A 25711-nucleotide genomic window follows, 5' to 3' on the forward strand; every position below is an offset into this window, starting at 1 on the left:
GCGGCGTCAGAGCAGCGCACCCCCGCTGACGTCGATCCACTGGCCGGTCACCCAGCGGGCGTCGTCGGAGGCGAGGAACGCCACGACGTCGGCGACGTCCTCGGGCTGCGCCACCCGACCCAGCGGGGACCGCGAGGCGATGGCCTCCCGGCCCTCCGGTGTCGCGAGCCGTGCGGCGTTCATGTCGGTCGCCGTCGCGCCGGGGCCGACCGCGTTGACGGTGACGCCCCGGGGCCCGAGATGCTTCGCGAGCACCGCGGTGAAGGCGTCGATCGCAGCCTTCGACATCGAGTAGGCCAACAGGTCGGGGTTGCGGGAGCCGTGGGTGAGAGAGGTCGAGACGTTCACGACGCGTCCGCCGTCGCGAAGCCGGCTCAGGCCGTGCTGGACGACGAAGAACGGGGCCTTGGTGTTGACGGCGAGCACCTCGTCGAGCTCGGCCTCCGTCACCTCGGGATAGGGCACCCGAGGACCCAGCACACCCGCGTTGTTGACGATGACGTCGACGCCGTCGCCGACGTGCTCGTCGAACGCGGCCCACAGCCCTGCGGCGCCCCCTGGCGCCCCGAGGTCCGCCTGGAGGCCGATCGCGCACCCGCCCTGCGCCTCGATCGCCTCGACCACCTCGCGCGCGGCATCGGCGCTGGACCCGTAGTGCACCGCCACCCGCGCACCGTCGGACGCCAGACGCATGGCGACAGCGCGGCCGATCCCACGCCCCGCGCCCGTGATTAGCGCGGTCTTCCCGTCGAGACGTCTCACGCCGTCATCCCTTCTGTAGCGACCGCTAGACAACTCGACGCTACCAAATTCTGTAGCGATCGATCTACAATCAGGCCCGTGGCTCCGACGACGGCAGGCGGGACGTCCCGGGGCCGGCCCCGCGAGTTCGACCGGGACGCGGCCCTGGACCAGGCGATCCGGCTGTTCTGGCGGAAGGGGTACGAGGCGACGAGCGTGCGCGAGCTCAGCGACGAGCTCGGGATCGGGCAGCCCAGCCTCTACAACGCCTTCGGCGGCAAGCGGGCCCTCTTCGACGAGGCCCTGGACGTCTACGAGCGGCGGTACGGCGAGTTCATCGACACGGCTCTGGAGGAGGAGGCCACGGCGACGCTGGCGATGCGACGCATCCTGGCCGAGGCTCCGGCGCGGTACACCCGTCGCGGGCTGCCGCGGGGCTGCTTGGTCACGAGCGGCGACGCGGGCACCGACGACACCGAGGTGCGCGCGGCGATGTCGCGCATCCGCGAGCGGAAGGCGGCACGCCTCAGGCAACGGATCCAGGTCGACGTCGCCGCGGGTGCGCTCCCACCCGATGTCGACGCCGCGGCCCTGGCCGGCTACGTGATGTCGGTGCTCAGCGGCCTCGTGCAGCGCGCGCGCGACGGCGCCACCCGCCGCGAGCTCGAGAGCATCGCCCGCGTCGCCGCCTCGGCGCTGCCGTGACGCGCCGGCGTCGCCGGCCGCCGGGCGGCCGGCTCAGGCCAGCGCGATGTTGTGGGTGTCCGGACCCATCCGCAGCTCGGCCATGATCGCGTCGGCGAACCTGTCGAGCGCCCCGGGGGCGAGCGAGCAGAACAGCGAGGGCTCGACGAGCTCGAGCTCCATGAGCACGGGGTCGCCCGAGCGCGGCGTCACGAGGTCGACCCGCGCGTACAGCAGCGGCCGGCTCGCGGGGCTGCGGCCCGGGATGCGCGCCCGCGCGAACGCCAGCGCGTTCTGGGCGGCCTCGATCTCGACGGCGCTCGCCCGGTAGGGCGACATCGACTCGGGCTTGTAGAGGGTGTCCCCCTCGCCGACGACCTCCTCCCCCGGCGCCAGCATCGCGTCCTTGTGGACGGCGTGCGAGAAGGTGCCGTGGAGGAAGATGAGGGCGGCCTCGCCGGCGGCGTCGACCTCGGGCAGGTAGCGCTGCACCATCACCGAACGACCCTCGCTCAGTAGCCGGTGGGCGTGCTCGATCGCGAACCGGCGGGAGTCGGCGTCGGTCGCGGTGTAGCGGCCGGTCTCGAGCGAGCCGGCCGAGATGGCCGGCTTGATGACGAAGTCCTCGCGCGCCGGGAAGCGGTTGTGGAGCGCCCGCTTGTCGAAGTTGCGGCTCGGCTCCAGCCACGTCGTCTCGACGACCGCCAGGCCGTGGTCGGCCAGCCCCTGCAGGTAGTGCTTGTCCGACGCCCACCGGATGACGTTCGGCGGGTTGACCAGACGCGGCACCGACGCCGCCCACTCCAGGAACTCGCGGTGCCGGGTGGTGTAGTCCCAGGTCGAGCGGATCACGGCCAGGTCGTAGTCGGACCAGTCGACGTCCGGGTCGTCCCAGACGACGGCGCTCGCCTCCGCGCCGCGGTCGGCCAGCGCACCGATCAGCGGCTGGTCCTCCGGGTCGAGCTCCGGCAGCTCCGAGCAGGTCACCAGGGCGATACGCGGGGTAGGCACATCCGAACCGTACCGGCACCGATCCGACCCCTCCGATCACTTAACCTATTGGTTACATGTCTGCTACCGTCACCGTATGACGGCCACCGCCCTCGACTCCGCTGCGCAGGCGATCGCGAGCGCGCCGCGCCGTCGGCTCCTCGAACGGCTCGAGTCGGGACCGGCCACGATCACCGAGCTCGCCGCGCTCCTCGACGTCAGCGTCCCCGCCACGCTCAAGCACGTCGACCGGCTCGTCGCGGGCGGCCTGGCGACCCGTCGCAAGGACGGGCGTGTCGTCACCGTGACGCTCGTGCCCGGCAGCCTCGACCCGCTCCTGGAGTGGGCGAGACGCACCCGGCTGCTGTGGAGCAACCACCTCGACAGGTTCGCCGCCCACCTGGGCGGCGGCACGGAGCACGAAGGAGAGCGCCGATGAGCGAGGCCACCACGATCACGATCAGCAGGTCCGTCCCGGTCCCGCCCGAGCGCGCCTTCGCGGCGTGGGTCGACCCCGAGGAGCTCGCGCAGTGGTGGTGGCCGCAGTGGCCTGACACCACCTACGACCTCGACGTCCGTGCCGGCGGCCACTACCGGATGCACAGCGCCGCGGCCGGCTTCGGCGTCACCGGCGAGCTCACGGTGGTCGAGCCGCCGCACCGGCTGGCGATGACGTGGATCTGGACGACGGGAGCGGAACCGACCGCCGCCGACGACGCCGTCGTCGACCTCGTCGAGGTCACCTTCGAGCCCGACGGGCCCGGCACCCGCGTGACCGTGCGCCACACCTCGACCGAGCACGTCGCCGAGGGTGGCGCGGAGCAGGGCTGGAACGACGTCATGGACAGGCTGCCGCCGCACCTGTCGCACTGACGGAAATCAGCTGTGCCGTCGGGTCGGCGCAGGAGCACCCTTCTCGCATGGACATCGAGGTTCTGCGACCCGACGACGACCTCGTCGAGGAGCTGTCATCCTTCCGTGCGGCGGTGGTCGCCTCCGACGACCCGTGGAACGAGCCGCGCACGGTCCGCCAGCTCCGGTGCGCGATGACACACGGCTGGGACGGCGAGCCCGGTCGGTTCTGGGTCGGTCTGGACGGCGGCGAACCGGTCGCGCTCGCGAGCATCTGGACCTCGCACCACGACAACCTCGACCACGCCTGGTTCGGCGTCGAGGTGCACCCGGAGCACCGGCGCCGCGGCCACGGGAGCGCGATGCTCGCCCATCTCGAGGACGTCGCCCGCGCGGAGGCCCGCCCGAAGGTCGGTATCGGCGGCTGGGAGTCCGAGCGGACCGACGGCTTCGCGACACGGCACGGCTACCGACGCGCCTCGCAGGGGATCCAGCGCCGTCAGCACCTCGACGACCTGCCGAGCGGCTGGGCCGAGCAGGTCGCCGAGGCCGCGGCCACCAAGGCCGCCGACTACGAGGTGCTCGCGTTCACGGGCGCCGTCCCCGACGACCTCATGGAGCCGATGGTGGCGCTGTGGGGCGACATCAACGACGCCCCCACCGACGACCTCGACATCGAGGACGAGGTGTTCTCCGCCGAGCGGATCCGGGGCTATGAGACCGCGCAGGAGGCCGCGGGGATGCGGCTGCACCACGTGGTGGCCCGGCACCGCGGGACCGGTGAGCTCGGCGGGCACACGATCGTCGCCGTCGAGGAGGAGCGACCGCACCGCGCGCACCAGCACGACACGACCGTCGCGAGGGCGCACCGCGGGCACCGGCTGGGGCTCGTGCTCAAGGGCACGATGATGCAGCGGCTGCTCGAGGCCGAGCCGCAGGTGCGCACCGTCGACACCTGGAACGCGGAGTCGAACTCGTTCATGATCGCGGTCAACGAGCAGCTCGGGTACCGCGTGATGGGCCGGTCGATCGACTACCAGCGCACGCTCGACTGACACGTCGCCAGGCACCGTCGGGGAGTGTGGTCCGCGCCACGTCAGGAGCGCACCGAGCAGTCTCAGGGGTGCGCTAGACTCGTTCGTCGGCTAGCGCCTCTAGCTCAATTGGCAGAGCAAGTGACTCTTAATCACTGGGTTCTGGGTTCGAGTCCCAGGGGGCGTACTAGCAAGGGCCCGTGACCTGCAGCAGCAGGACGCGGGCCTTCTGCGTACCCGGCGGGCGGTGCGGCCCCCTCCCGTGGACGGCATGATCGGGCTGCGCGACCCGCGCGCCGGCTGAGCGCGACCGGGCGCCCCGACGAGACGGAGGCTCATGGACGTCGACGTGCCCGAGGCCGTGCTGGCCGCAGCCCGAGCTGTCGTCGGCGAGCCGCGCCGCGGCGAGACCCTGGGCGGCCTGTCGGGCCGCCGGGTGGTGGCGCTGCACGGCGACGGCGCCACCGTCGTCGTCAAGGGCCCGGCGCCGGCCGCGGAGGTCGCGGTGATGCGCGACCTCGCCCCCGGCCTGGCACGGCTCGGCGTGCGCACGCCACGGCTGCACGCCGTCGTCGAGGCCGAGGGCCCCTGGCTCGTCATGGAGCACCTGCCGGACCCGCTGCCCCAGGAGCGCTGGGGCGCCGACCCGGAGGTGCTGGCGGTGCTGCGCCGGCTGCACGCCGCGCCGGTCGAGCCGGTGCTGGCCCTGCCCGGCCGGTACCGGCCGCGCTGGGACCGCGACCTCACCGACGCCGCGACACGGGCTCTCGCGCTCGACGGCGCCACCTCCGACCGCCTCGACCGGCTCGCCAGCCGGTCGGCCGCACTGTTCGAGCCCCGCGGCGTCGTCTCCGGCGACCCCAACCCCCGCAACTGGCGGCTCGCGCCCGACGGCGCACCCGTGCTGCTCGACCTCGAGCGCGTCACGGTGGCGAGCCCCGCCGTCGACCTCGCGATCCTGCTGCCCGGGCTGCCCGACCGCCGGGCGGCCGAGGCCGTCGTCGCCGGTTACGGAGCGGCCGCCCCGCGCGTCGAGGACGTGCTGCTGGCCAAGGCGTGGACCGTCGTCGAGCTCGCGGCGGCGGCCGAGACCGGCAGCGACGCGCACGAGGTCGTCACGACGTTCCGCGAGCCCTTCCTGACCTGGCTCGCGGCGGTGCCGGCCTGATCCTCAGGCGGCCCACCCGCGCGCGCGGCGCCCACCACGGACGGCGAGCACGACGAGCGTGACGAGGCCGGCGACCAGCAGCGCGAGCAGCAGCACGCCCCACAGGGTGATACCGCTCTGGCTGGGCGTGTCGGCGCGGAACACCAGCAGGCTGCCCAGCGGCACCGCGCCGACGCCGAGCACCGGCAGGATCGTGCCGAGGGCCTTCTCGAGCGGCGTCCACAGCGGCGAGAACCACAGCAGCACCAGCCCTGCGAGCAGCAGCGCGAGCGGCAGCACGAACACGCTGAACGCGGCGCCGAGCAGCACGAGACCGACGACGGTGGGTGGCACCCACATGCCGGCGAGCGCGGGCCGCGCGGCCGCCGGCGCAACGACGGGCGCGACCGGGGCCCGGCCGGCGAGCGCCTCGCGCGCCACGTCCCCGGGGCTGCCGAGCTCGGCGAGCACGCGGTCGACGTCCGCCGCGGTCGGCTCGTGACCGAGCGCGCCCAGCGCCGAGTCGACGTGGTCGCGGACGCCGTCGAGGACGTCCGCGCGCTCCTGCGGGTCGAGCGCGTCGAGCATCCGCGCGAGGTCGTCCAGGTACTGCCGGGTGCGGTCGGTGGTGCCGTTCATCGTGGGCCTTCCAGGGTGAGGTCGACGGCGTCCCGGAAGGAGGTCCAGGCGCGCCGGAAGGTGTCGAGGGCGCGGGCGCCGTCGTCGGTGATCGCGTAGTACCGCCGCGGCGGACCCGCGTCGGACTCCTGCCAGCTCGTCGAGACGAGGCCGGCCTTGCGCAGTCGTGCGAGCAGCGGGTAGAGCGTGCCCTCCCCGCCCATGAGGACGCCGTCGGCGACGAGCCGACGCGCGATGTCGAAGCCGTAGGCCTCACCCTCGCGCAACGACGCCAGCACGCAGTACTCCAGCGCCCCGCGCCGCAGGTTCGTGAGGATGCTGTCCTCGCTGGGTACCATGCGTCGCATGGTAGCAGGAACGTGGTCGCGACCACCAGGGCTCGCGCAGCGGCCGAGGATCGGGTAGGGTTGTTCCCGAAGTTGCAGTGCATCGACGTCTTTTCAGGCGCCCGGTCCTCGTGGAACGGGCGCCTTTCTCTTTCGAGGGTCTGACGGACGAACACCGTGGCGGCCGCACCGGCAAGGCGTGCGGCAGATCCTGAAGGAGACACCATGACTACTGGAACCGTGAAGTGGTTCAACGCCGAGAAGGGCTTCGGCTTCATCAGCCCCGACGACGGCGGCGCCGACGTCTTCGCCCACTTCTCCGCGATCTCGGGCAGCGGCTACCGCTCCCTCGAGGAGAACCAGAAGGTCGAGTTCGAGGTCGCGCAGGGCCCCAAGGGCCCGCAGGCCCAGGACATCCGCGCTCTCTGAGCAACGCTCCCCGGGCCTAGCCCACTGCGAGTCGACGCGCACCCCACCCTCGTGGTGGGGTGCGCGTTCGCGTTGGGGGCCGCGTCGCCGACGACGGCGCATCCCTCAGCCGGCCCGTGACCCCTCAGGGCAGCGGCGACCACCCCTCAGGCCGTACGAGGCGTCCCTCAGGGGCGGGCGCACCCGAGGAGTAGGCGGCTGCCCGATGCCGCCACCACCCCCTCAGCGAGCATCGTCGTCGGTGTCACCAGCACGGTCACCACGACAGGAGCCGACGATGCTCACCACCTTCACCCGCGAACGTCTCGCCCAGCAGCGCACCGCCGAGATCGAGCGCGAGGCCGAGCTGTGGCGCCGGCGCGCCGAGCGCGGCACCGCGACCCCCAGCCGTCGGCGCCGACCCCGAGCGACGGCAGCGGCGCCGACGACGCTGCGCCCCGCCCGGCCCGCCACCCGCTGACCGCCGGCCCCGCCGTCTCGCCGCCGCGCCTGACGCCGGCGGGCGGTGTGAGCGACCCGACAGCCACCGGCCTCGACGCGTTATACAGTGACCTGTATATTTTTTCAACGTGTCCAAGGTTCTGACGTCCCTGCCCGCCGGTGAGCGCATCGGCATCGCCTTCTCCGGTGGTCTCGACACCTCCGTCGCCGTCGCGTGGATGCGCGAGAAGGGCGCGGTGCCCTGCACCTACACCGCCGACCTCGGCCAGTACGACGAGCCCGAGATCGAGACCGTCCCCGACCGCGCGCACGAGTACGGCGCCCAGATCGCGCGACTGGTCGACTGCAAGGCCGCGCTGGTCGAGGAGGGCCTGTCCGCGCTCGCGTGCGGCGCGTTCCACATCCGCAGCGGCGGCAAGACCTACTTCAACACCACCCCCCTCGGGCGCGCGGTCACCGGCACCTTGCTGGTCCGCGCGATGGCGGAGGACGACGTCTACATCTGGGGCGACGGCTCCACCTTCAAGGGCAACGACATCGAGCGGTTCTACCGCTACGGGCTGCTCGCCAACCCCGCGCTGCGGATCTACAAGCCGTGGCTCGACGCCGCGTTCGTCGAGGAGCTCGGCGGCCGGCAGGAGATGAGCGAGTGGCTGACGGCGCGGAACCTGCCCTACCGCGCGAGTGCCGAGAAGGCCTACTCGACCGACGCCAACATCTGGGGCGCCACCCACGAGGCGAAGACGCTCGAGCACCTCGACACCTCGCTCGAGACCGTCGAGCCGATCATGGGCGTCCCGTTCTGGCGCGACGACGTCGCGATCGCCTCCGAGGACGTCACGATCACCTTCGTGCGCGGCCGGCCGGTCGCGATCAACGGCCGCGACCTCGACCCGGTCGCGCTGGTCCGCGAGGCCAACGCCATCGGCGGCCGGCACGGACTCGGCATGAGCGACCAGATCGAGAACCGGATCATCGAGGCGAAGTCGCGCGGCATCTACGAGGCCCCAGGCATGGCGCTGCTGCACATCGCCTACGAGCGGCTCCTCAACGCCGTCCACAACGAGGACACGATCGCCAGCTACCACAACGAGGGCCGGCGCCTCGGGCGGCTGCTGTACGAGGGCCGCTGGCTCGACCCGCAGTCGCTCATGGTGCGCGAGTCGATCCAGCGCTGGGTGGCCTCGGTCGTCACCGGGCAGGTGACGATCCGGCTGCGCCGCGGCGACGACTACACGATCGTCGACACACGCGGCGAGAACTTCTCCTACCATCCGGACAAGCTGTCGATGGAGCGCACCGAGAACGCCGCGTTCGGCCCCACCGACCGCATCGGGCAGCTGACGATGCGCAACCTCGACATCGCCGACTCCCGCAGCAAGCTCGAGCTCTACGCGGGCCAGCCGCACGACCAGGGGCAGCTGCTCGTCGAGCACGGCACCCTGCTCGGCACACTGCCCGCAGGCGGCGGCGAGACGATCGCCGCGAACCCCGAGCTGGCCGATGTCGACGCCGTCGACGACGCGCTGGACGCCGCCGCGATGGAGTTCGGCACCGACTGAGGCCCCCACTGCGGCCGCTCCCCCGGCGTGGGGATCCGCTGCCGACGGCGATCGGGCAGCATGGCGGGGTGGCTCCGAGGACCGCGCGTGCGCTGCCGTGGGCCTCGCGCGCCCTGCGTGCCGGCGTCTACCTCGTGCTCGGCGGCGTCATCGCCGCCGGCTACGGCGTGCTCGTCAGCGGGCTGGTGCAGCTCGCGCGGGCCGCACCGCAGGTGCCGATGGCGCTCACCGTCGCGCTCACGGTCATCGCGGTGCCGCTCGCGCTCGTCCCGCCCTTCCTCGCCCCGGTGCGCGACCTGGGGATCGCCGCCGCGCGCACCTTCCTCGACGTCGACCTGCCGACGACGAGCGCCCGGCTCGGCCACGATGACCGGCTGCGGGCCGCGGGCTACTTCGTCGCCCACCTGCTCACCGGCGCGCTCGCGACCCTCGCGCTGCTGTTCGGCATCCCCTACGCCGTCGGGCTGATCGGCTGGACGCTCGGCAGCCGCGGCGACGGGTTCCGGCTGAGCGCGCCCGACCTCGGCGGCTGGGGCGTGCCGGTGGCGCTGCTCGTGCTGCTCGCGCTGCCGCTGCTGGCGCTGCTCGGGCGGGCGCTGCTGCGCGCGCTGGCGGTGCCGCTGCTCGGCCCCGGGCCCGGCGAGCGCGAGCTCGCCGAGCGGCAGCGGCGGCTCGTGCTCGCGGAGCGCAACCGGGTCGCCCGCGAGCTGCACGACGGCGTGGGGCACGCGCTCGCGATCACCACGATGCAGGCGAGCGTCGCCGAGGCCGCGCTCGACGCCGACACCGCCGTCGCACGTGCCGCGCTCGCCGAGATCGGCCGGGTCGGCCGGCAGGCGATGGCCGACCTCGACCGCAGCCTGGCGGTGCTGCGCGACGAGGACGACGAGCTCGCCGCCCGCACGCCGCGACCGACGCTGGCCGACCTGCCCGGTCTGGCCACGGCACCGGGCGCCGCGGCGGGGCACGAGGTCCGCGTGCGCGGGGCGGTGGAGGACCTGGCGGGCCTCGACCCGCTGGTCTCGCGCGAGGCCTACCAGCTGCTCGCCGAGGCGGTCGTCAACGGGCAGCGGCACGGCACCGGGCCGGTCGACGTCGACTGGTGGCGCGCCGACGGGGCGCTGACGCTGGAGGTCCGCAACGCCGTCGGGCGCGACGGGGTGGACCACCCGCGCGACGGGGGTGGTCGCGGCCTGGTCGGGATGCGCGAGCGGGCCACGCTCGTCGGGGCGCGGCTCGACGCCGGCCCCGAGGCGGGGGCGTGGCTCGTGCGGCTGACGATCACGGAGGGTCTGCGATGACCGACACGGTCCGGGTGCTGCTCGTCGACGACGAGCCTCTCGTGCGCAGCGGGCTGCGCGCCATCCTCGGCGCCGAGCTCGGCATCGAGGTGGTCGCCGAGGCCGACGACGGCGTCGCGGGCGTGGCCGCTGCCACGCAGCACCGGCCCGACGTCGTGCTCATGGACGTGCGGATGCCGCAGCTCGACGGCATCACCGCCACCCAGCGGATCCTGGAGCGGGTGCCGAACACACGCGTGCTCGTCGTCACGACGTTCTCCGCCGACGACTACGTGCTCGACGCCCTGCGCGCCGGCGCGGCCGGGTTCCTCCTCAAGCGCGCCGACCCCGCCCAGATCCGGGAGGCGGTGCGGGTGGTCGCGCGCGGCGACGCCGTGCTGTTCCCGACCGCGGTGCGCCGGCTCGTGGCGCACGCGACGCCGCAGCCGCGCCACGAGGCGCTGCTCGCGACGCTCACCGACCGCGAGCGCGACGTGCTGCGGCTGCTGGCCGCCGGCCGCACCAACGCCGAGATCGCCGCCGAGCTGTGGCTCGGCGTCGAGACCGTCAAGACCCACGTGGGCAACGTGCTGGCCAAGCTGGGCGCGCGCGACCGGATGCAGGCCGCGATCTTCGCCTACGAGTCCGGCTTCAGCGACGCCGTCTCCGGTCTCTAGCCGGCTCCCCCGACCGGGTGAGCCGGTTGGCTCCACGGCGGGATGGCGCCGTCCTTGGCGCGGCGAAGGCTGGAGCCATGGACATCGCAGACGTCACCACTCCCCCGACCACCTACCCCTCCCTCGCCGTACGCGTGCGCCGCGCGGCCCGCTGGACCACCCTCGGCGCGCTCCTCGCCGGCGTCGGCGGCGCGACGGCGCTGGTCGCCGGCCTCACCGGGCACGGCGCCACCTCGAGCGAGGCGCACCCGAGCATCACGCCGACGATGGGTCTGCCGTACCCGCTGGTCGCCGTGCTGCTCGGCGCCGCCGGCCTGCTCGTCGCCCTCGGGCTGGTGCGGCTGCGCGCCCTCGTCGGCGCGATCGGGCGGGCCGGTACCGACCGTCGCGGACCGGCGCAGACGATCACGGCCGTGGGTGCGGCTGGCGTCGCGGCTCTCGCGCTGGCGGCCGTCTGCGACGCCAACCCGCTCGCGCTCACCGGATACCTGCCGGCGATGCTGGTGATGGCCCCCTTCTCCGAGGAGATGCGGCTCGCGCTCGCGAGCGTGCCGTGGCCGCCGATGCTCGCCGAGCTCGCGGTGGTCGGCACCACCGCGGTCGTCGTCCTCGGTGCCGTGACCGCGCTGGACGCGCTGCGCGGCGACGCGCCCCGGCCGCGCTGGCAGCAGCCGGCAGCCGCGGCGCGCTGGGGACGCACCGCCGTCGGGGTCGCCGTCGCCGCACCGCTGCTCTACGCCGTCACGCGCGTCGCCTGGGTGCTCGGCTGGCCGATCGGGTTCGACATGGCGTCCTTCGAGGCCGCCGGCGGCGACGTCTCCAACGGGCTGATGCTCAGCGCGGCCGCGGTCGTCGGCAGCGTGCTCACGATCGGCCTGGTGCGGCCGTGGGGCGAGCGGTTCTGGCCGTGGCTGCCCGGGCTGGGTGGTCGCCGCGTGCCGGTGCCGCTGGCCGTCGTGCCCGCCTCGCTCGTCGCGGCGATGCTGCTGCCGGCCGGGATGTCGATGATCGTGGGCGCCGTCCAGGGCATCGGGGTCGCGGGGCTCGCGAGCCTCGCCGACAACTGGGCAGCGGTCGGCGTGACCTTCCTCTGGCCGGTCTGGAGCGTCGCGCTCGCCGCCGCCACCTGGGCCTACGCGCTGCGTCGTGACGGCGACCGGGTCGCCGTCACCACGGCCGCCTGAGAGCCCTCCCGACCACCCACCTGCCCGCGTCACGTCGACGGCTCGGATCCACCCTCCGAACCGCTGGCGTGGCGCGGGCAACGGTGGTGGGATGGGACTGCGCCTCGGCGCAGCGCCGAGGCGACCAACGTCCGATGGAGGGTCGCATGAGCGCGGTCGAGTCCGGGTCCGGAGAAGCTGGGGCAGCATCGACAGCAGCGCAGGAGGGGGTCCGGGTCACCCGGACCGTCCAGGCGCCCGTGGCCGAGGTGTGGCGCGTCCTCACCGGACCGGGCGGCGCGGAGGCGCTGCTGGGTGCCGGGGCCGCGTTCGGCGGCAAGGGCGAGCCGTGGCGCTGCGCGGACGGGGCGAGCGGCGTGCTGCGCAGCTTCCACCCGCTGGAGCAGCTGCGCTGGTCCTTCCACGAGACGCCGGAGGCGCCCGCGACGATCGTCGAGCTCGACCTCGTCGACGAGGGCGGCACGACCCGGCTGGACCTGCGTCACGACGGCGTCACCGACGCCGCGACGTACGAGGCGCGGTGGTCCGAGGCCCTCGACAGGGTGGGTGCTCTCACCACCGAGGCGATCAGCGCTTAGGCTGGAGACCTCGTCCGGGCGTCACCGTAGCCGTCCGGACGAGCCGAACCCGGGTCCCGATCGGACCTAGAGTGGCGGCATGCCTCGACTCGACGTCGGCGCGACCGCGCCCTCCTTCACCCTGCCCGCCGCCGACGGCACGACCGTCGCCCTCGCCGACCTGCTCGCGAGCGCGGACAAGGGTGTCATCGTCTACTTCTACCCCGCCGCCGGCACCCCCGGGTGCACCACGGAGGCCTGCGACTTCCGCGACTCCCTGGCGTCGCTGACCGCGCAGGGATACGCCGTCGTCGGTGTCTCGCCCGACCCCGTCGACAAGCTGGCGGCGTTCGTCGAGGCCGAGCACCTCACGTTCCCGCTGGTGTCCGACCCCGAGCACCAGGTGCTCGAGGCGTACGGCGCGTGGGGCGAGAAGAAGAGCTACGGCCGGACCTCGATCGGCGTCATCCGCTCCACCGTGGTCGTGGCGCCCGACGGGACGGTCGCGCTCGCGCAGTACAACGTCAAGGCCACCGGTCACGTCGCCAAGCTGCGACGCGACCTCGGCATCGACTGAGCCGCGGGCACGGTCAGCCGCGTGCGGCGAGGTCGGCCGCGGGGTCGGCGGCCCACGCCCGGATCACCGGGTACAGCTCGCCGATCGTGGGCGCGCTCGCCGTGCTGGGGCCGCGACCGGAGCCGTAGCGGTCGATGTAGAGCCCGTGCGCCCCGATCGCGGTCGCGGGCTCGACGTCGTTGACCCACACGTCGCCGACGCTCATGAGCAGGTGCGGGGAGCCTGTCGCGCCGGCCTGCTCCAGCAGCGTCTCGAGGTGCTCGCGCATCCGAGCGGGCTTGCCCGCGTCCGGGACGACAGCGTCGAGCCGCTCGGCGATGCCGACAGTCGCCAGCCACGAGGTCGCGCCCGTCGCGGGTGCGTTGGTGACGAGCACGGTGCGGACCCCGGCGCCGCGGACGTCGTCCAACAGCTCGGTGATGCCCTCGGGCGCGTGGACCGACCCCTCGCCCGCCTCCATGCGGGCCCGGGAGGCGTAGTAGGTCTCGGCGAGCACCTCTCTGGGCAGCCCGAGGTGCTGGGTGAGCACCCAGATCGCGTGGTAGCCGTCCTCGGCACCCTCGACCCGGCGGGTGCCGGCGAGGAACTCGGTGAGCTCGGCGTGCAGCCGCTCACCGGCGTCGACGTCGATCCGCTTCGCCAGCTCGTCGGCGTAGAGCAGCACCGGGTCGTCACCCAGGCACAGGGTGCCGTCGAAGTCGAGGACGAGGGTCGGGACGGGCTGCTGGGTCGTCACGGGGGTCCGATCGGGTCGTGCGGCTGGGCCGGCGCGCGCGACGCGCGCCCACCGACACGGTAGGCGCTGCCCGGCCGTGGTCCCGCCACCGCTCGCTCGCCTCGTACGCTGGGCACCGACGAGCGCGAGTGGCGTAACTGGCAGCCGCGCAGGATTTAGGTTCCTGTGCCTTCGGGCGTGTGGGTTCGAGTCCCACCTCGCGCACTCGTGCGGCGCCCCCGCGACCTCGGTCGTCCATCGCGCGCGCGGCGCGCCATGCTAGGAGCATGACGGCGACCCCGGCCTGGGCCGAGCACGCGATCTGGTGGCACGTGTACCCGCTGGGAGCGGTGGGCGCGCCGATCCGCGAGGCCGATCCCTGCCCCGGTCCTCGGCTGCGTGCGCTGCTCCCCTGGCTCGACCACCTCATCGGGCTCGGCGCCAACGGGTTGCTGCTCGGACCGGTGCACGCCTCGACCAGCCACGGCTACGACGTCGTCGACCACCTCCGGGTGGACCCCAGGCTCGGCACCGACGACGACCTGGACGCGCTGCTCGCCGCCTGCCACGAGCGCGGCATCCGGGTGCTGATGGACGGGGTGTTCTCCCACGTCGGCCGCGACCACCCCGCGGTCGCCGCGGCGCTGCAGGGCGGGCCGGGCTCGCCGGCGGCCGACCTCCTCGACATCGACTGGGACGCCGACGGCGGCCCCGCGCCCCGGGTCTTCGAGGGCCACGACGCGCTGGTGCGGCTGCGGCACTCCTCGCCCGCCGCCGTCGACCTGGCGACCGAGGTGATGAACCACTGGCTGGACCGCGGCATCGACGGCTGGCGGCTCGACGCCGCGTACTCGGTGCCGACGGACTTCTGGGCGGCGACCCTGCCGCGCGTCCGCGAGCGCCATCCCGACGCGTGGTTCCTCGGGGAGGTCATCCACGGCGACTACCCCGGCTTCGTCACCGCCTCGACCGTCGACTCCGTCACGCAGTACGAGCTGTGGAAGGCGATCTGGTCGAGCCTGCTCGACGCGAACTTCTACGAGCTCGCGCACGCGCTCGGGCGGCACCGTCAGATGCTCGGCACCTTCGTGCCGCAGACGTTCGTCGGCAACCACGACGTCACGCGGATCACGACGCGGCTCGGCGCCGCCCGCGCGGTGCTGGCGCTCACGGTCCTCATGACGGTCGCGGGCATCCCGTCGGTCTACTACGGCGACGAGGTCGGCATGACCGGGCTCAAGGAGGACCGGCTGGGCGGCGACGACGCTGTGCGTCCCGCGCTGCCGGCCGGGCCGGAGGGGCTGGGCGTCGACGGCGAGGGCGCGGTGCTGCTCGACGCCCACCGCGCCCTGATCGCGATCCGCCGTCGGCACCCGTGGCTGACGACGTCGCGGCTCGACGTCGCCGAGCTCACCAACACGCGGCTGCGGTACCGCTCCCAGGGCGAGGACGGGCACCTGGAGGTCGAGCTGATGCTCGACCCCTCCCCGCAGGCGCTCGTGCGCGACGCCGACGGGTCGGTCCTCTGGCGTGGCCCGGATGGCGGCTGACCCCGCGACCCTGTAGAACAGGTGCGTGAGCGAGGTAGGCACGGACGACATCGGCAGCTGGTTCTCCCCCGAAGAGCTGGCGGTCATCCGCCGTCGCCTCCCGATCCTCTACGTCGACGTCGTGCCGGTGCGCGTCGACGCCGACGGCGCCATCACGGCGATCGGCACGCTGCTGCGCACGCCGCGCAAGGGCGGCATCCAGCGTGCCCTCGTCAGCGGCCGGGTGATGTACCACGAGCGGATCCGTGATGCGCTGGCGCGGCACCTCGACAAGGACCTCGGACCGATGGCGCTGCCGCGGATCCCTGTCTCGCCGGTGCCGTTCACGGTCGCGGAGTACTTCCCGACGCCCGGCATCACCGCCTACCACGACCCGCGCCAGCACGCCGTCTCGCTCGCCTACATCGTGCCGGTCGAGGGCGACTGCCAGCCCCAGCAGGACGCGCTCGACATCGCGTGGTTCACGCCCGAGCAGATCATCGAGCCCGAGGTGCTCGGCGAGATGGTCGACGGGCACGCCGCGCTCATCCGCACCGCGCTCGCGGTGAGCGGTCGGCTCACCTAGAGGCGGGCGCGCGCGGTGCGGGTGCCCAGCGGCCGTCAGCCGGCCAGCACCTGCGCGATCACCGGCGCGAGCGCCCGGAAGGCCCGCGAGCGGTGCGAGATCGCGTTCTTCTCCTCCGGCGCCAGCTGGGCGTAGCTGCGGTCGAGTCCGTCCGGCTGGAACAACGGGTCGTAGCCGAACCCGCCGTCGCCGACGGGCTCGGTCAGCAGCCGGCCGCGCACGACGCCCTCACGGACCTCCTCGCGGCCGTCCGGGGTGACGAGCGCGCCCGCGCACACGAACTGCGCACCCCGGTGCTCGGGCCCGATGTCGGCGACCTGCTCGAGCAGCAGCGCGTTGTTGGCGGCGTCGTCACGCGCGCGGCCGGCCCAGTAGACCGAGAACACGCCCGGGCAGCCGTTGAGGACGTCGACGGCGAAGCCCGAGTCGTCCGCCACGGCCGGCAGACCCGTGTGCGCTGCGAGCGCGCGCGCCTTGAGGAGAGCGTTCTCGGCGAAGGTGATGCCGGTCTCGGCGACCTCGGGACCGTCGACGTCGGCCGCGCTCACCACCCCGGCGGTGTCGATGCCCTCCTCGGCGAGGATGGCGCGCAGCTCGTCGAGCTTGTGGTGGTTGCGGGTGGCGAGCACCAGCCGCGGCTGCGCCGCCGTCATCGCGAGATCGGGCCCGGGGCGGCCGGGCGGGTCAGCGGCTCGGCGAGGGCCGCCGTCTGCAGCCTCGTGAGCTCGGCGGTGCCGGCGAGCGCGAGGTCGAGCAGGCTGTCGAGCTCGGCGCGGTCGAACGGCGCCCCCTCGGCAGTGCCCTGCACCTCGACGAACGAGCCGGAGCCGGTGACGACGACGTTCATGTCGGTCTCGGCGGAGACGTCCTCGACGTAGGGCAGGTCGAGCACGGGCGTGCCCTCGACGATGCCGACGCTGACGGCGGCGACCGAGTCGGTGAGCACGGTGGCGTCGGGCGCGACGGCACCGTGCTCGCGGCCCCACGCGACGGCGTCGGCGAGCGCGACGTAGGCGCCGGTGATCGCGGCGGTGCGGGTGCCGCCGTCGGCCTGCAGGACGTCGCAGTCGAGCACGATCGAGTTCTCGCCGAGCGCCGAGAGGTCGACGACGGCGCGCAGCGACCGCCCGATCAGCCGGGAGATCTCGTGGGTGCGGCCGCCGATCTTGCCGCGGACCGACTCGCGGTCGGACCGGGTGGTGGTCGACCGCGGCAGCATCGCGTACTCGGCGGTCACCCAGCCGAGCCCGGAGCCCTTGCGCCAGCGCGGCACGGAGTCGGTGAACGACGCCGTGCACAGCACCCGGGTGCCGCCGAACTGCACGAGCACCGACCCCTCGGCGTGGTCGGACCAGCCCCGCAGGAAGCTGACCGGCCGCAGCTGGTCGGGCCGGCGGCCGTCGGCGCGGGTCGGGGTGGGTACGGGCGCGGGTGCAGCAGGTTCGGTCACGACTCCCCAGCCTACGAGGTCGGACCCACCCCCGCGCACGCCCGACGACGCCGAGCCCGAGCGGCGGCCCGCCCGGCCCGGACGACGGCCCAGCAGCCAGCACGGCAAGGTACGCCCGCGACGGCACCCACTTTCACCGCACTTTGGAACACAGCCCGGTTTCACCGCACTTTGCAACACGGCCCCGCGCATAACCGCTGGGCCGGACCGCGGAGAGTGTTGCAAAGTGCGGTGAAACTGGGTGTTGCAAAGTGCGGTGAAAGTGGGCGCGGGGTCAGCCCGTGTTCTGGAGGCCGGCGGCCACGCCGTTGACGCTGAGCAGCATGACGCGGCGGAGCTTGGCGTCGGTCGCATCGTCGGCGTCGCCCGCGCGCAGCGCGCGCAGGGCACGCAGCTGGATGAGCGACAGCGCGTCGACGTACGGCGAGCGCAGCTGCACCGCGCGGCCCAGCACCCGGTGGCCGGCCAGCAGGCGCTCCTGACCTGTGATCCGCACGATCCACTCGCGCGTGAGCTCCAGCTCCTCGAGGACCAGCTGCGAGAGGTCCTCGCGGTCGCCGAGCGCCAGGTAGAGCTTGGCGATGCGGGTGTCGGTCTTCGCCAGCGACATCTCGACGTTGTCGATCATCGTCGCGAACAGCGGCCAGCGATGGTACGCCTCCCGCAGCCGCTCCAGGTCGCCCACGGCGGCGAGCGCGGTGCCGAGCCCGAACCAGCCGGTGAGGTTGATGCGGGCCTGCGTCCAGGCGAACACCCACGGGATCGCGCGCAGGTCCTCCAGCGACTCCACCGACAGCCCCCGGCGGGCCGGGCGGGAGCCGATGGCGAGCCAGCCGACCTCCTCCTGCGGCGTGACGGTCGCGAACCACTGCGGGAAGCCCTCGGCGCGCACCAGCTGGTAGAACCGCTCGCGGGACGCCTCGTCCAGCCGCGCCGCGACGTCGGCGAACTCGCGCGCGGCGTCGGAGTTGCGCTTCTCGATCGACGGCGTCGCCTGCAGCAGCGTCGCGGCCGCCACCTGCTCGATGTGCCGGGACGCGATCACCGGGTCGCCGTAGCGAGCGAAGATCACCTCGCCCTGCTCGGTCAGCTTGAAGCGCCCGTCGACCGAGCCCGGAGGCTGCGCCAGCACCGCGCGGTTGGCGGGGCCGCCGCCGCGGCCGAGCGCACCGCCGCGGCCGTGGAACAGCGTGAGCGTGATGTCGTTGCGGCGCGCCCACTCGGCGATGCGGCTCTGCGCGTCGTAGAGCGCGAGCGTCGCCGACACCGGCCCGACGTCCTTGCTGGAGTCGGAGTAGCCGAGCATGACCTCCATGCGGCGCTCGGTCTGCGCCAGCCGGGCCTGCACCTGCGGCAGCTCGAGCATCTGGTCGAGCACGTCGGTCGAGGCCTGCAGGTCGGCGAAGGTCTCGAACAACGGGATCGCGTCGATGACCGGCACGTCCTCGGGCGTGCCCAGCGCGATCTCGGCGAGCCGGTAGACGTTGGCGATGTCCTGCGCGTCCTGCGTGAACGACACGATGTAGCGACGGGCCGCCAGCACGCCGTGGCGGCGCTGCACCGCGGCGATCGCCCGGAAGGTCTCGATGACCTCCTCGCTCATGTCGGACAGCGGCCCACCGGCGTCGATCTCGGCGAGGGTCTTGGCGTGCACGGCCGAGTGCTGCCGCACCTCGAGCTCGGCGAGGTGGAACCCGTAGGTCTCCACCTGCCAGATCAGCGACTGCAGGTCGCCGTAGGCGCGGCGCGGGTCGGACGCCGCGAGCGAGTCCTGCACGACGCGCAGGTCGTCCAGCAGCTCCTCCGGGGAACCGTAGGCCAGGTCGGCGTCGCGCTTGCGGGTCGCCGCGATCCGCTCGGCGATCGTGAGCATCACGCGCCGATACGGCTCGTCGGGCGAGCGGCCGGCGATGTCGGCGGTCAGCTCCTCGGCCATGCGTCGCTGCCGGTTCCACAGCGCGTCGAGCTCGGGCGACGGCGGTGTGGTCGCCGCGTCGAGGGTGAGCGACCGACCGATACGGGTCGCCACCCGCTCCAGGCCGAGCAGGACGTGCTCGGCCGCGATCCCCGCGGCCGCTCGCGTGATCGTGTGGGTGACGTTCGGGTTGCCGTCGCGGTCGGCCCCGATCCAGGAGCCCAGCCGCACGAACGCCGGCGCGACCGGTCGGTGCGGCACGTCGGGGTCCTCGGCCAGCAGGTCGTCGACGGCGCGATAGACCTTCGGCAGCACCGTGAACAGGGTCTCGTCGAAGACCCCCATGGCGGTGCGGACCTCGTCGAGCGGGCTGGGCTTGTCCAGCCGCAGCGGCGAGGTGCGCCACAGGGTGTCGATCTCGGCGATCAGCTGGCGGCGGTTCTCCGCGAGCGCGCGCTTCGTCAGACGCGGGTCGTCACGCTCGGCGAGCAGGTCGCTGATGCGGCGGATGCACGCGGCGACCGCACGCCGTCGGGCCTCGGTGGGGTGGGCGGTCAGCACCGGCCGGAACTCCAGCTCGGCGACCCGGCGGCGGGTCTCCTCCTCCCCCAGCTCCTCGCGCAGCGCGGCGATCGTGCCCGCGAGGGAGTCCTCGGGGGCGCGCGGCGTGGGGTCGTCCTCGCGCTCGCGCAGGACCCGGATGCGGTGGAACTCCTCGGCCAGGTTGACCAGGTGGAAGTAGCACGTGAAGGCGCGTGCCAGCTCCTCGCCGCGGTCGAGGCTCAGCGAGTCGACGAACGCCACCGCCTCGTCGAACGCCTCGGTGCCGGACTCGGTGTACGCGCGGATCGTCAGCTCGCGGAGCCGTTCGACGTCGGCCAGCAGGTCCTCGCCACCGCTCTCCACGAGCACGGTGCCGAGCAGCTCGCCGAGCAGTCGGACGTCCTGCCGGAGCGCGTCGGGCATGTCGGAGACCGCGACCGCGCGCGATCCGGTGGCGATGCCGTGCGCGGCCGTGTCGACGGAGGGTGCCTCGCTCATGCTGGCGAGACTAGCGAGCGCCGGGCCGGCCTCGTTCGTACGGTCACGGAGCGGGATGCCCGGCCGGCCCGGCCGGCCGGGTCAGCGGACGCCGCCCAGGCTCGCGAAGTAGCTCTTGAAGACGCTCATCTCGAGACCGAACACGCCGTCGGGGTCCGCGAGCGCGATCGACCGCCACCAGCTGATGTCGTAGAAGGACACCGTGCCGCCCAGCGCGCCCTGGGTGGCCTCGGTGGACCCCCACGGGTTGCGCAGCACGATGTACTTCTTGCCGTTGCGATAGTCCCAGCCCAGCACCGTGTAGACGTGGCTGGCCACGAGGTTCGCGTCGGCGTAGACCACCTTGTCGGGCGAGGACTCGCCCGAGCCGTAGGTGCCCGCCGTCATCGGGTTGAACGTGCGCCCGCTCAGGGAGTTCTGCCGCACGAGCGACCACAGGTCGTCGGCGGAGGTGCTCGCGGTGTCGACCGACCATCGGGTCAGCCCGGTGAGCTCGGCGCACGCGCGCGACCCCGAGCCCCACGCCGTCGACTCGATGCTCGGGGTGTCGCCGGTGTGACCGGACTCCCACTTCGCGTACGCCTTCTCGAGGATCGAGGGCCACGTCTCGCCCGGCTCGCTCGACCGCGCGTACATCGGGCGGTTGTTGGAGAACTTCAGCGGGATCGCGTCGGTGATCTCGACGTCGGTGCCGGCGTGGGAGGTCGCGTCGTGCAGCCGCACCTTGTTGACGAACTGCTGCTGCCCGGTGCCGGTCGCGCGGGTCATGTGACGGATCCGGTCGGGCTGCGCCCACGCGACGGCGGACATCGCGGCGATGAGGTAGCAGTTCGCGACGTTGCCCTGGATCGGGTCGGAGAACTCGGCCGCCTCGAGGAAGAAGCTGCCGTTGTCGCCCCAGTAGGTCAGCGGCGGCTCGAACGCGACGTCGTCGATCGGCTGCCGGCTGGGCAGCGGCACGACCGAGGCGACGATGCGCGGCGTCAGCACCCTGGCCAGTCGCGCCACCCGCGACTCCCCCGTCGGCGCGACGTGCAGCCGCAGCCACCCGTCGTCGGTCAGGCTCGCGCTGTCGATCTCGATGTCCGCGACGTCCTCGGTGTCGAGGTAGCGCCCCAGGTCACCGATGCGGCGGAGCCGGCGCGGGTCGCCGAACGGCACCCTCTCGTCGTCGTTCGTCAGCTCGGGCAGCCGGACGTCGAGGACGGCGGGGCGCACCCGCTCGAGGCGGCCCTTCTCGTCGACGGCAACCCCCAGGTACAGCGGTGAGGAGTGCACCGGGTCGAACAGCTCCTCGTACGGGGTCGCGAGCAGGTCCTCCAGGAGCCGGCGCGGCTCGGGGACCTGCGACCACTCGATCGTGCGACCGGCGACCAGCTCGGCCAGCGTGTACGGGTTGATGGCACCGATCGGCTCGGTGTCCTCGCGGGTGCTCTCCGCCGTGGTGTCGGTGGCAGCCATGACGTCCTCCTCCTGCACGTCGCCCTCGACGTGCGACTCGACCGGACGTGAGGAGAGGAGGCCGGTCGCAGCACCCGTGATACGGGAGGCTCAGAGGTGGAAGGTCACACCCGGGCACGCGAGGTCGACGACGCCGTCGTAGGTCGTGCACGCCTCGGCACGCACCTTCTCCCGCGACGTCCACGGCGGGATGTGGGTGAGCACGAGCCGCTGCACGCCCGCCGCGGTCGCGAGCTCGCCCGCGCGACGGCCGGTCAGGTGGATGCCGCGCACCTCGTCGCGGTCCTCCTCGAAGGCGGCCTCGGCGAGCAGCAGGTCGGCGCCGTGCGCGGCCGCGAGCACGCCGTCGCAGGCGTCGGTGTCACCGGTGAAGACGAGCGTGCGGGTGCCCTGGCCGTTCTCCGCCGGGCCCGTGATGCGCAGCGCGAACGCCGGCACCGGGTGCAGCACCGTGGTCGGGGCGATCTCGAACGGGCCCACCCGCACGGGCTCGCGGTCGACCCACGCGTGCGTGCGGAAGACCTCCGCACCGGACGACGGCTCTCCCGAGAGCTGCTCGATGCGCGCGTCCGTGCCGTCGGGACCCCAGACGTCGACGGCGTCGAACGGGCCGCCGGGCGCGTAGCGCAGGTAGACCTCGAGCGCGGCGAGGTCGACGACGTGGTCGGCGTGCAGGTGCGACAGCAGCACGGCGTCCAGCTGCTCGGGAGCCACGTAGCGCAGCAGCTGGCCGAAGGCACCCGAGCCGAGGTCGAGCAGGACCGACGTCGTGCCGCCGTCGGGTCGGTCGGCCTGCAGCAGGTAGCAGGAGGAGGCGGACTCCGGCCCGGACACCGACCCCGAGCAGCCCACGACGACGAGCCTCACGTGACGACCCGCGGGATCTCGCCGGTGATCTCCGCCGCGCTCTGCGCGCCGACCTCGGGGCCGAGGAAGCGGCGCGCGAGCCGGTCGAACGCCGCCGGGTCGCCGGTGGCGAGGAAGGAGTAGCTCGGCGTGCTGTCGGGCCCCGCCTGGAGGTGGTGCGCCACCAGCGTGCGGTAGACGTCCTTGGCGGTCTCCTCGGCGCTGCTGACGAGCGTGACGCCGTCGCCTGCGACGTAGGAGATGACACCGGTGAGCAGCGGGTAGTGGGTGCAGCCGAGCACGAGGGTGTCGACGTCGGCCGCGAGCACCGGCGCCAGGTACTCCTGCGCGATCTCGATCAGCTCGGTGCCGGAGGTCTCGCCGCGCTCGACGAACTCGACGAACCGCGGGCACGCCGTCGTCGTGAGCTGCAGGTGCGGGGCCGCGGCGAAGGCGTCCTCGTAGGCGCGCGAGCCGATCGTCGCCTGCGTGCCGATGACGCCGACCCGGCCCGAGCGGGTCGCCGCCACGGCGCGCCGTACTGCCGGCTGGATCACCTCGACCACCGGGACGCCCTGCGCGATCGTGTACCGCTCGCGGGCGTCGCGCAGCACGGCCGCGGAGGCGGAGTTGCACGCGATGACCAGCATCTTCACGCCGGCCGCGACGAGATCGTCCATGACCCGCAGCGCATGGGCGCGGACCTCCGCGATCGGCTTCGGGCCGTACGGGCTGTTGGCGGTGTCACCGATGTAGAGCACCGACTCGTGCGGGAGCTGATCGATCACGGCGCGTGCGACCGTCAGGCCGCCCACGCCCGAGTCGAAGATCCCGATCGGTGCGTCGCTCACGCTGGGCGAGGTTACCGGCGCACGGTGACACCGCGGCCGTTCCGGGCCCGGATGTGGCACGTCTCACCGGACAGTCGTGGCGGGCGTCACCCGCTCGGCGCCCGCGGCGTCGGCGGGCGGCCCGGACAGCGGCCGGCGGGCAACGGCTGCCGTCGCCCTCGTCAGAGCGCCTTCAGCATCACCGTCATGAGCGACTCCTGCAGCCAGGTGAGCGCCATGTAGAGGCTGGCCAGCGCCGCGCGGACCTCGTCCTCCTCCGAACCCGGCCGACGGCGCGCGCTCGCCTCCTGGTAGACCTTCTCGGCGTCCTCGTCGGTCATGACGCCCAGTCGCTCGGCGAGCACGAGCCGGACGTCGGTCAGCGCCGCCGCCCAGTCCATCGCGCGCTCGGGCTGCACCTCCAGCCGCTCCCCCGGCGCCAGCAGCGCGCCCCACACCATCCGCAGCCGCTCGACCTTGGCCGCGCGCAGGTCGCCCTCGGTGAGCCGGCGGAACTCGGCGGCGACCTCGTCGTCCTCCGACGCGTTGGGCAGCAGCCGGGCGAGCGCCGGGTCGTCGGGCTCGGCCACGCCGTCGACCGACCAGGCGAGGCCTGCCAGCGGGTCGTCCTCGCCCTCGGGGCGCTCGACGTCGAGCCGGGTGCCCAGCAGCAGCGCGGTGTCGGCGACCACGCGGGAGAGGATCGTGCGCTCGGTCCGGTCGAGGTGGGCCACGTAGAGCCCGCGCTTGCGCGTGAAGCCCCTCACGCGGCGTCCTCCTGCTGCAGCGTGGCCCAGAGCCCGTAGGAGTGCATCGCCTGGACGTCGATCTCCATCTTCTCCCGGCTGCCCGAGGAGACGACCGACCGACCCTCGTGGTGCACCTGCAGCATCAGCCTGGTCGCCGTGGCCTCGTCGTAGCCGAAGTAGGTCTGGAAGACGTAGGTCACGTAGCTCATGAGGTTGACCGGGTCGTTCCACACGACCGTCACCCAGGGGCGGTCCGGGTCGACGACGACCTCGGTGTCCTCCTGGTGCTCGACGTCGGGTAGGGCGCTCACCCCCTCAGGTTAGGGTGCCGCCGCGGCGCGGGGCACACGCCGTCGGCGGCCCGACGCGGCCGCGCCCGGGTGCGCACGGTACAAAGGGCCATGGCTGCTGACGACGTCGCACGGTCGCGCTGGTCGGTGCTCGCCCTCGCCGCCGGGGTGTGGGTGCTGCTGGACCTGGTGCGGGCCTGGACGCCCACCCTCATCACGATCGTCGGGCAGGCGGCCGCGACGCCGCCGGAGAACATCGGTGCGTTCGCGCTCGGGTGCGCGCTGGTGCCGGTGGCGGCGGTCGCGGCGCTGCGTCGGCTGCGCCCGGTCCCGGTGCTCACGGCGACGCTGGCGGTCGCCGTGCTCGCGCGCGTGCTGCTGCAGGCCAGCCCGGGCGGCCGCCCGCACCTGGTGGTGGCGACCATCGGCGTGGTGGCCGCGATGACGTGGCTCGCGCTCGCGCTGCACGCGCACGGCCGCCACGCGGTCACCGGGCTGGTGAGCGGCGTCGCGCTGTCGGTGGTCACGCATGCCGCGCTCGGCACCTGGGGCGCGGTCTGGCGCACCGACGTGTGGGCGTGGGCGCTGCTGGCGCTCCAGGTGGCGCTCGTCGCGGCGGCGGGCCGGCGGGCTCGGGCGGTCGACGGCGAGGGTGTCCCGGCCCGTCTCGGCTGGCTCGTGTGGCCCGGGCTGATCGTCGCCGGCGTCGTCGTCGCCAACGCCGGGCGCGCGTCCGCGGTGCTCGACGTCGTGGGGCTGGTCCTCGTCGCCGTCGGCGCGGTGCTCGGGGTCGCCGCCACCCTCGTGCGGCCGACCCGCGCGACCGCGATCGCCGCCGTCGTGCTGCTCGTCGGCGTGGTGGCGTGCGTGCTGCTCGTCACCGACGACGGCGTGGCGCCACCGTGGGTGGCGGTCTGCTTCCTGCTCGGGATGCCCGCGCTCGCGCACGTGTGGGCCGCGGCCGACCGCGCCCCGCGCGCGTCCCGGGCGCTGCTCGCGGTGCCGCTCGGCGGCGTCGTGTGGGTCGTGCTGCTGTTCGCCTACTACGCCGGGTACGACCTCGGCTACCGGGCCGACGTCGTCGTGGTCGCCGCCGCCGCCGCGCTCGGGCTCGTGGCGGCGCTCGGCCGGTGGCCGCGCGCGGTGGTGCCGGCGCGCCCGGTGCGGCCGCTCGTCGTC

28 protein-coding genes, 2 tRNA genes and 1 pseudogene are annotated in these 25711 nt (G+C 73.7%); 18 read left to right on the forward strand and 13 right to left on the reverse strand.

What is annotated here, in order from left to right; translation table 11 throughout:
• Positions 1–6: 6 nt before the first annotated feature.
• Positions 7–762: an SDR family oxidoreductase gene (locus tag GPA02_RS11925; protein WP_156200277.1), complete on the reverse strand. Its 756-nt coding sequence runs from the start codon at positions 760–762 to the stop codon at positions 7–9.
• Between the two features lie 78 nt (positions 763–840).
• Between GPA02_RS11925 and GPA02_RS11930 the strand changes: the two genes are divergently transcribed.
• On the forward strand, positions 841–1446 hold the full coding sequence (locus GPA02_RS11930; protein WP_156200278.1) for a TetR/AcrR family transcriptional regulator: 606 nt from the start codon (positions 841–843) through the stop codon (positions 1444–1446).
• 33 nt (positions 1447–1479) lie between these two features.
• Here the strand turns inward: GPA02_RS11930 and GPA02_RS11935 are convergent, their stop codons facing one another.
• Positions 1480–2436, reverse strand: coding sequence for an ATP-grasp domain-containing protein (locus GPA02_RS11935; RefSeq protein WP_156200279.1), 957 nt, complete (start codon positions 2434–2436; stop codon positions 1480–1482).
• Positions 2437–2512: 76 nt separating this feature from the next.
• Between GPA02_RS11935 and GPA02_RS11940 the strand changes: the two genes are divergently transcribed.
• From GPA02_RS11940 to GPA02_RS11960, 5 genes are all read left to right on the forward strand, one after another.
• Positions 2513–2854, forward strand: a complete 342-nt coding sequence (locus GPA02_RS11940) for an ArsR/SmtB family transcription factor (RefSeq protein WP_156200280.1) — start codon at positions 2513–2515, stop codon at positions 2852–2854.
• Positions 2851–3288, forward strand: coding sequence for an SRPBCC family protein (locus GPA02_RS11945; protein WP_156200281.1), 438 nt, complete (start codon positions 2851–2853; stop codon positions 3286–3288). Before GPA02_RS11940 ends, GPA02_RS11945 begins: the two co-directional genes overlap by 4 nt.
• A 47-nt stretch (positions 3289–3335) precedes the next feature.
• The gene (locus GPA02_RS11950) at positions 3336–4322 is read left to right on the forward strand and encodes a GNAT family N-acetyltransferase (RefSeq protein ID WP_156200282.1); all 987 of its coding nucleotides are present in this window, start codon (positions 3336–3338) and stop codon (positions 4320–4322) included.
• 93 nt (positions 4323–4415) lie between these two features.
• Positions 4416–4488: transfer RNA gene (locus GPA02_RS11955), tRNA-Lys, on the forward strand.
• 150 nt (positions 4489–4638) lie between these two features.
• Complete coding sequence (locus tag GPA02_RS11960) at positions 4639–5469, forward strand: phosphotransferase family protein (protein WP_156200283.1); 831 nt, start codon at positions 4639–4641, stop codon at positions 5467–5469.
• Between the two features lie 3 nt (positions 5470–5472).
• Here the strand turns inward: GPA02_RS11960 and GPA02_RS11965 are convergent, their stop codons facing one another.
• Positions 5473–6087 carry an HAAS signaling domain-containing protein gene (locus GPA02_RS11965; RefSeq protein WP_156200284.1) on the reverse strand — a complete coding sequence of 205 codons (615 nt, stop codon included), beginning with the start codon at positions 6085–6087 and terminating at the stop codon, positions 5473–5475.
• Positions 6084–6425 carry a PadR family transcriptional regulator gene (locus GPA02_RS11970; protein WP_156200285.1) on the reverse strand — a complete coding sequence of 114 codons (342 nt, stop codon included), beginning with the start codon at positions 6423–6425 and terminating at the stop codon, positions 6084–6086. Before GPA02_RS11970 ends, GPA02_RS11965 begins: the two co-directional genes overlap by 4 nt.
• A 213-nt stretch (positions 6426–6638) precedes the next feature.
• On the opposite strand from GPA02_RS11970, the gene cspE reads away from it, so the two are divergent.
• From cspE to GPA02_RS12010, 8 genes are all read left to right on the forward strand, one after another.
• A complete protein-coding gene (gene cspE / locus GPA02_RS11975; RefSeq protein WP_156200286.1) occupies positions 6639–6842 on the forward strand; it encodes a transcription antiterminator/RNA stability regulator CspE in 204 nt (67 codons plus the stop codon).
• A gap of 277 nt (positions 6843–7119) precedes the next feature.
• Positions 7120–7302 carry a hypothetical protein gene (locus GPA02_RS11980; RefSeq protein ID WP_156200287.1) on the forward strand — a complete coding sequence of 61 codons (183 nt, stop codon included), beginning with the start codon at positions 7120–7122 and terminating at the stop codon, positions 7300–7302.
• Positions 7303–7411: 109 nt separating this feature from the next.
• Positions 7412–8845: an argininosuccinate synthase gene (gene argG / locus GPA02_RS11985; protein ID WP_156200288.1), complete on the forward strand. Its 1434-nt coding sequence runs from the start codon at positions 7412–7414 to the stop codon at positions 8843–8845.
• Positions 8846–8913: 68 nt separating this feature from the next.
• Positions 8914–10146, forward strand: coding sequence for a histidine kinase (locus GPA02_RS11990; RefSeq protein WP_156200289.1), 1233 nt, complete (start codon positions 8914–8916; stop codon positions 10144–10146).
• Positions 10143–10802 carry a response regulator gene (locus GPA02_RS11995; RefSeq protein WP_156200290.1) on the forward strand — a complete coding sequence of 220 codons (660 nt, stop codon included), beginning with the start codon at positions 10143–10145 and terminating at the stop codon, positions 10800–10802. Before GPA02_RS11990 ends, GPA02_RS11995 begins: the two co-directional genes overlap by 4 nt.
• A gap of 77 nt (positions 10803–10879) precedes the next feature.
• Positions 10880–11986 carry a hypothetical protein gene (locus tag GPA02_RS12000; RefSeq protein ID WP_156200291.1) on the forward strand — a complete coding sequence of 369 codons (1107 nt, stop codon included), beginning with the start codon at positions 10880–10882 and terminating at the stop codon, positions 11984–11986.
• A gap of 146 nt (positions 11987–12132) precedes the next feature.
• Positions 12133–12564, forward strand: a complete 432-nt coding sequence (locus GPA02_RS12005) for an SRPBCC family protein (RefSeq protein ID WP_156200292.1) — start codon at positions 12133–12135, stop codon at positions 12562–12564.
• A 79-nt stretch (positions 12565–12643) separates the two neighbouring features.
• On the forward strand, positions 12644–13120 hold the full coding sequence (locus GPA02_RS12010; protein WP_156200293.1) for a peroxiredoxin: 477 nt from the start codon (positions 12644–12646) through the stop codon (positions 13118–13120).
• 13 nt (positions 13121–13133) lie between these two features.
• Here the strand turns inward: GPA02_RS12010 and GPA02_RS12015 are convergent, their stop codons facing one another.
• On the reverse strand, positions 13134–13856 hold the full coding sequence (locus tag GPA02_RS12015) for an HAD family hydrolase (RefSeq protein ID WP_162457766.1): 723 nt from the start codon (positions 13854–13856) through the stop codon (positions 13134–13136).
• Between the two features lie 122 nt (positions 13857–13978).
• Here GPA02_RS12015 and GPA02_RS12020 point away from each other — a divergent pair.
• The 3 genes from GPA02_RS12020 to GPA02_RS12030 all read left to right on the forward strand — a co-directional run bounded on the left by GPA02_RS12020 (position 13979) and on the right by GPA02_RS12030 (position 15950).
• Positions 13979–14060 (forward strand) — tRNA-Leu (locus GPA02_RS12020).
• A gap of 62 nt (positions 14061–14122) precedes the next feature.
• The gene (locus GPA02_RS12025; protein WP_156200295.1) at positions 14123–15385 is read left to right on the forward strand and encodes an alpha-amylase family glycosyl hydrolase; all 1263 of its coding nucleotides are present in this window, start codon (positions 14123–14125) and stop codon (positions 15383–15385) included.
• A gap of 25 nt (positions 15386–15410) precedes the next feature.
• Positions 15411–15950 carry an NUDIX hydrolase family protein gene (locus tag GPA02_RS12030; RefSeq protein ID WP_156200296.1) on the forward strand — a complete coding sequence of 180 codons (540 nt, stop codon included), beginning with the start codon at positions 15411–15413 and terminating at the stop codon, positions 15948–15950.
• Between the two features lie 35 nt (positions 15951–15985).
• Here GPA02_RS12030 and rdgB read toward each other — a convergent pair whose 3' ends face one another.
• The 8 genes from rdgB to clpS all read right to left on the reverse strand — a co-directional run bounded on the left by rdgB (position 15986) and on the right by clpS (position 24553).
• The gene (rdgB, locus tag GPA02_RS12035) at positions 15986–16603 is read right to left on the reverse strand and encodes an RdgB/HAM1 family non-canonical purine NTP pyrophosphatase (protein WP_156200297.1); all 618 of its coding nucleotides are present in this window, start codon (positions 16601–16603) and stop codon (positions 15986–15988) included.
• Positions 16600–17400 carry a ribonuclease PH gene (gene rph, locus GPA02_RS12040; protein WP_156200298.1) on the reverse strand — a complete coding sequence of 267 codons (801 nt, stop codon included), beginning with the start codon at positions 17398–17400 and terminating at the stop codon, positions 16600–16602. The genes rdgB and rph overlap by 4 nt, the downstream gene beginning before the upstream one ends.
• A gap of 274 nt (positions 17401–17674) precedes the next feature.
• Complete coding sequence (locus GPA02_RS12045) at positions 17675–20356, reverse strand: phosphoenolpyruvate carboxylase (protein WP_420809358.1); 2682 nt, start codon at positions 20354–20356, stop codon at positions 17675–17677.
• 81 nt (positions 20357–20437) lie between these two features.
• A complete protein-coding gene (locus GPA02_RS12050; protein ID WP_156200299.1) occupies positions 20438–21817 on the reverse strand; it encodes a C2 family cysteine protease in 1380 nt (459 codons plus the stop codon).
• Between the two features lie 90 nt (positions 21818–21907).
• Positions 21908–22684 (reverse strand): MBL fold metallo-hydrolase, encoded by a 777-nt coding sequence (locus tag GPA02_RS12055; RefSeq protein WP_156200300.1) that lies wholly within the window; start codon positions 22682–22684, stop codon positions 21908–21910.
• Positions 22681–23514, reverse strand: coding sequence for a glutamate racemase (murI, locus tag GPA02_RS12060; RefSeq protein ID WP_156200301.1), 834 nt, complete (start codon positions 23512–23514; stop codon positions 22681–22683). The genes GPA02_RS12055 and murI overlap by 4 nt, the downstream gene beginning before the upstream one ends.
• A 161-nt stretch (positions 23515–23675) precedes the next feature.
• Positions 23676–24260: a DUF2017 domain-containing protein gene (locus GPA02_RS12065; RefSeq protein WP_156200302.1), complete on the reverse strand. Its 585-nt coding sequence runs from the start codon at positions 24258–24260 to the stop codon at positions 23676–23678.
• On the reverse strand, positions 24257–24553 hold the full coding sequence (gene clpS / locus GPA02_RS12070; protein ID WP_156200303.1) for an ATP-dependent Clp protease adapter ClpS: 297 nt from the start codon (positions 24551–24553) through the stop codon (positions 24257–24259). Before clpS ends, GPA02_RS12065 begins: the two co-directional genes overlap by 4 nt.
• A gap of 90 nt (positions 24554–24643) precedes the next feature.
• Between clpS and GPA02_RS12075 the strand changes: the two are divergent.
• Positions 24644–25711, forward strand: a pseudogene (locus tag GPA02_RS12075) (hypothetical protein); the annotation flags it as partial.

The organism is Actinotalea caeni, assembly GCF_009733795.1.
In the GTDB taxonomy this organism is placed as follows: Bacteria; Actinomycetota; Actinomycetes; order Actinomycetales; family Beutenbergiaceae; genus Pseudactinotalea; species Pseudactinotalea caeni.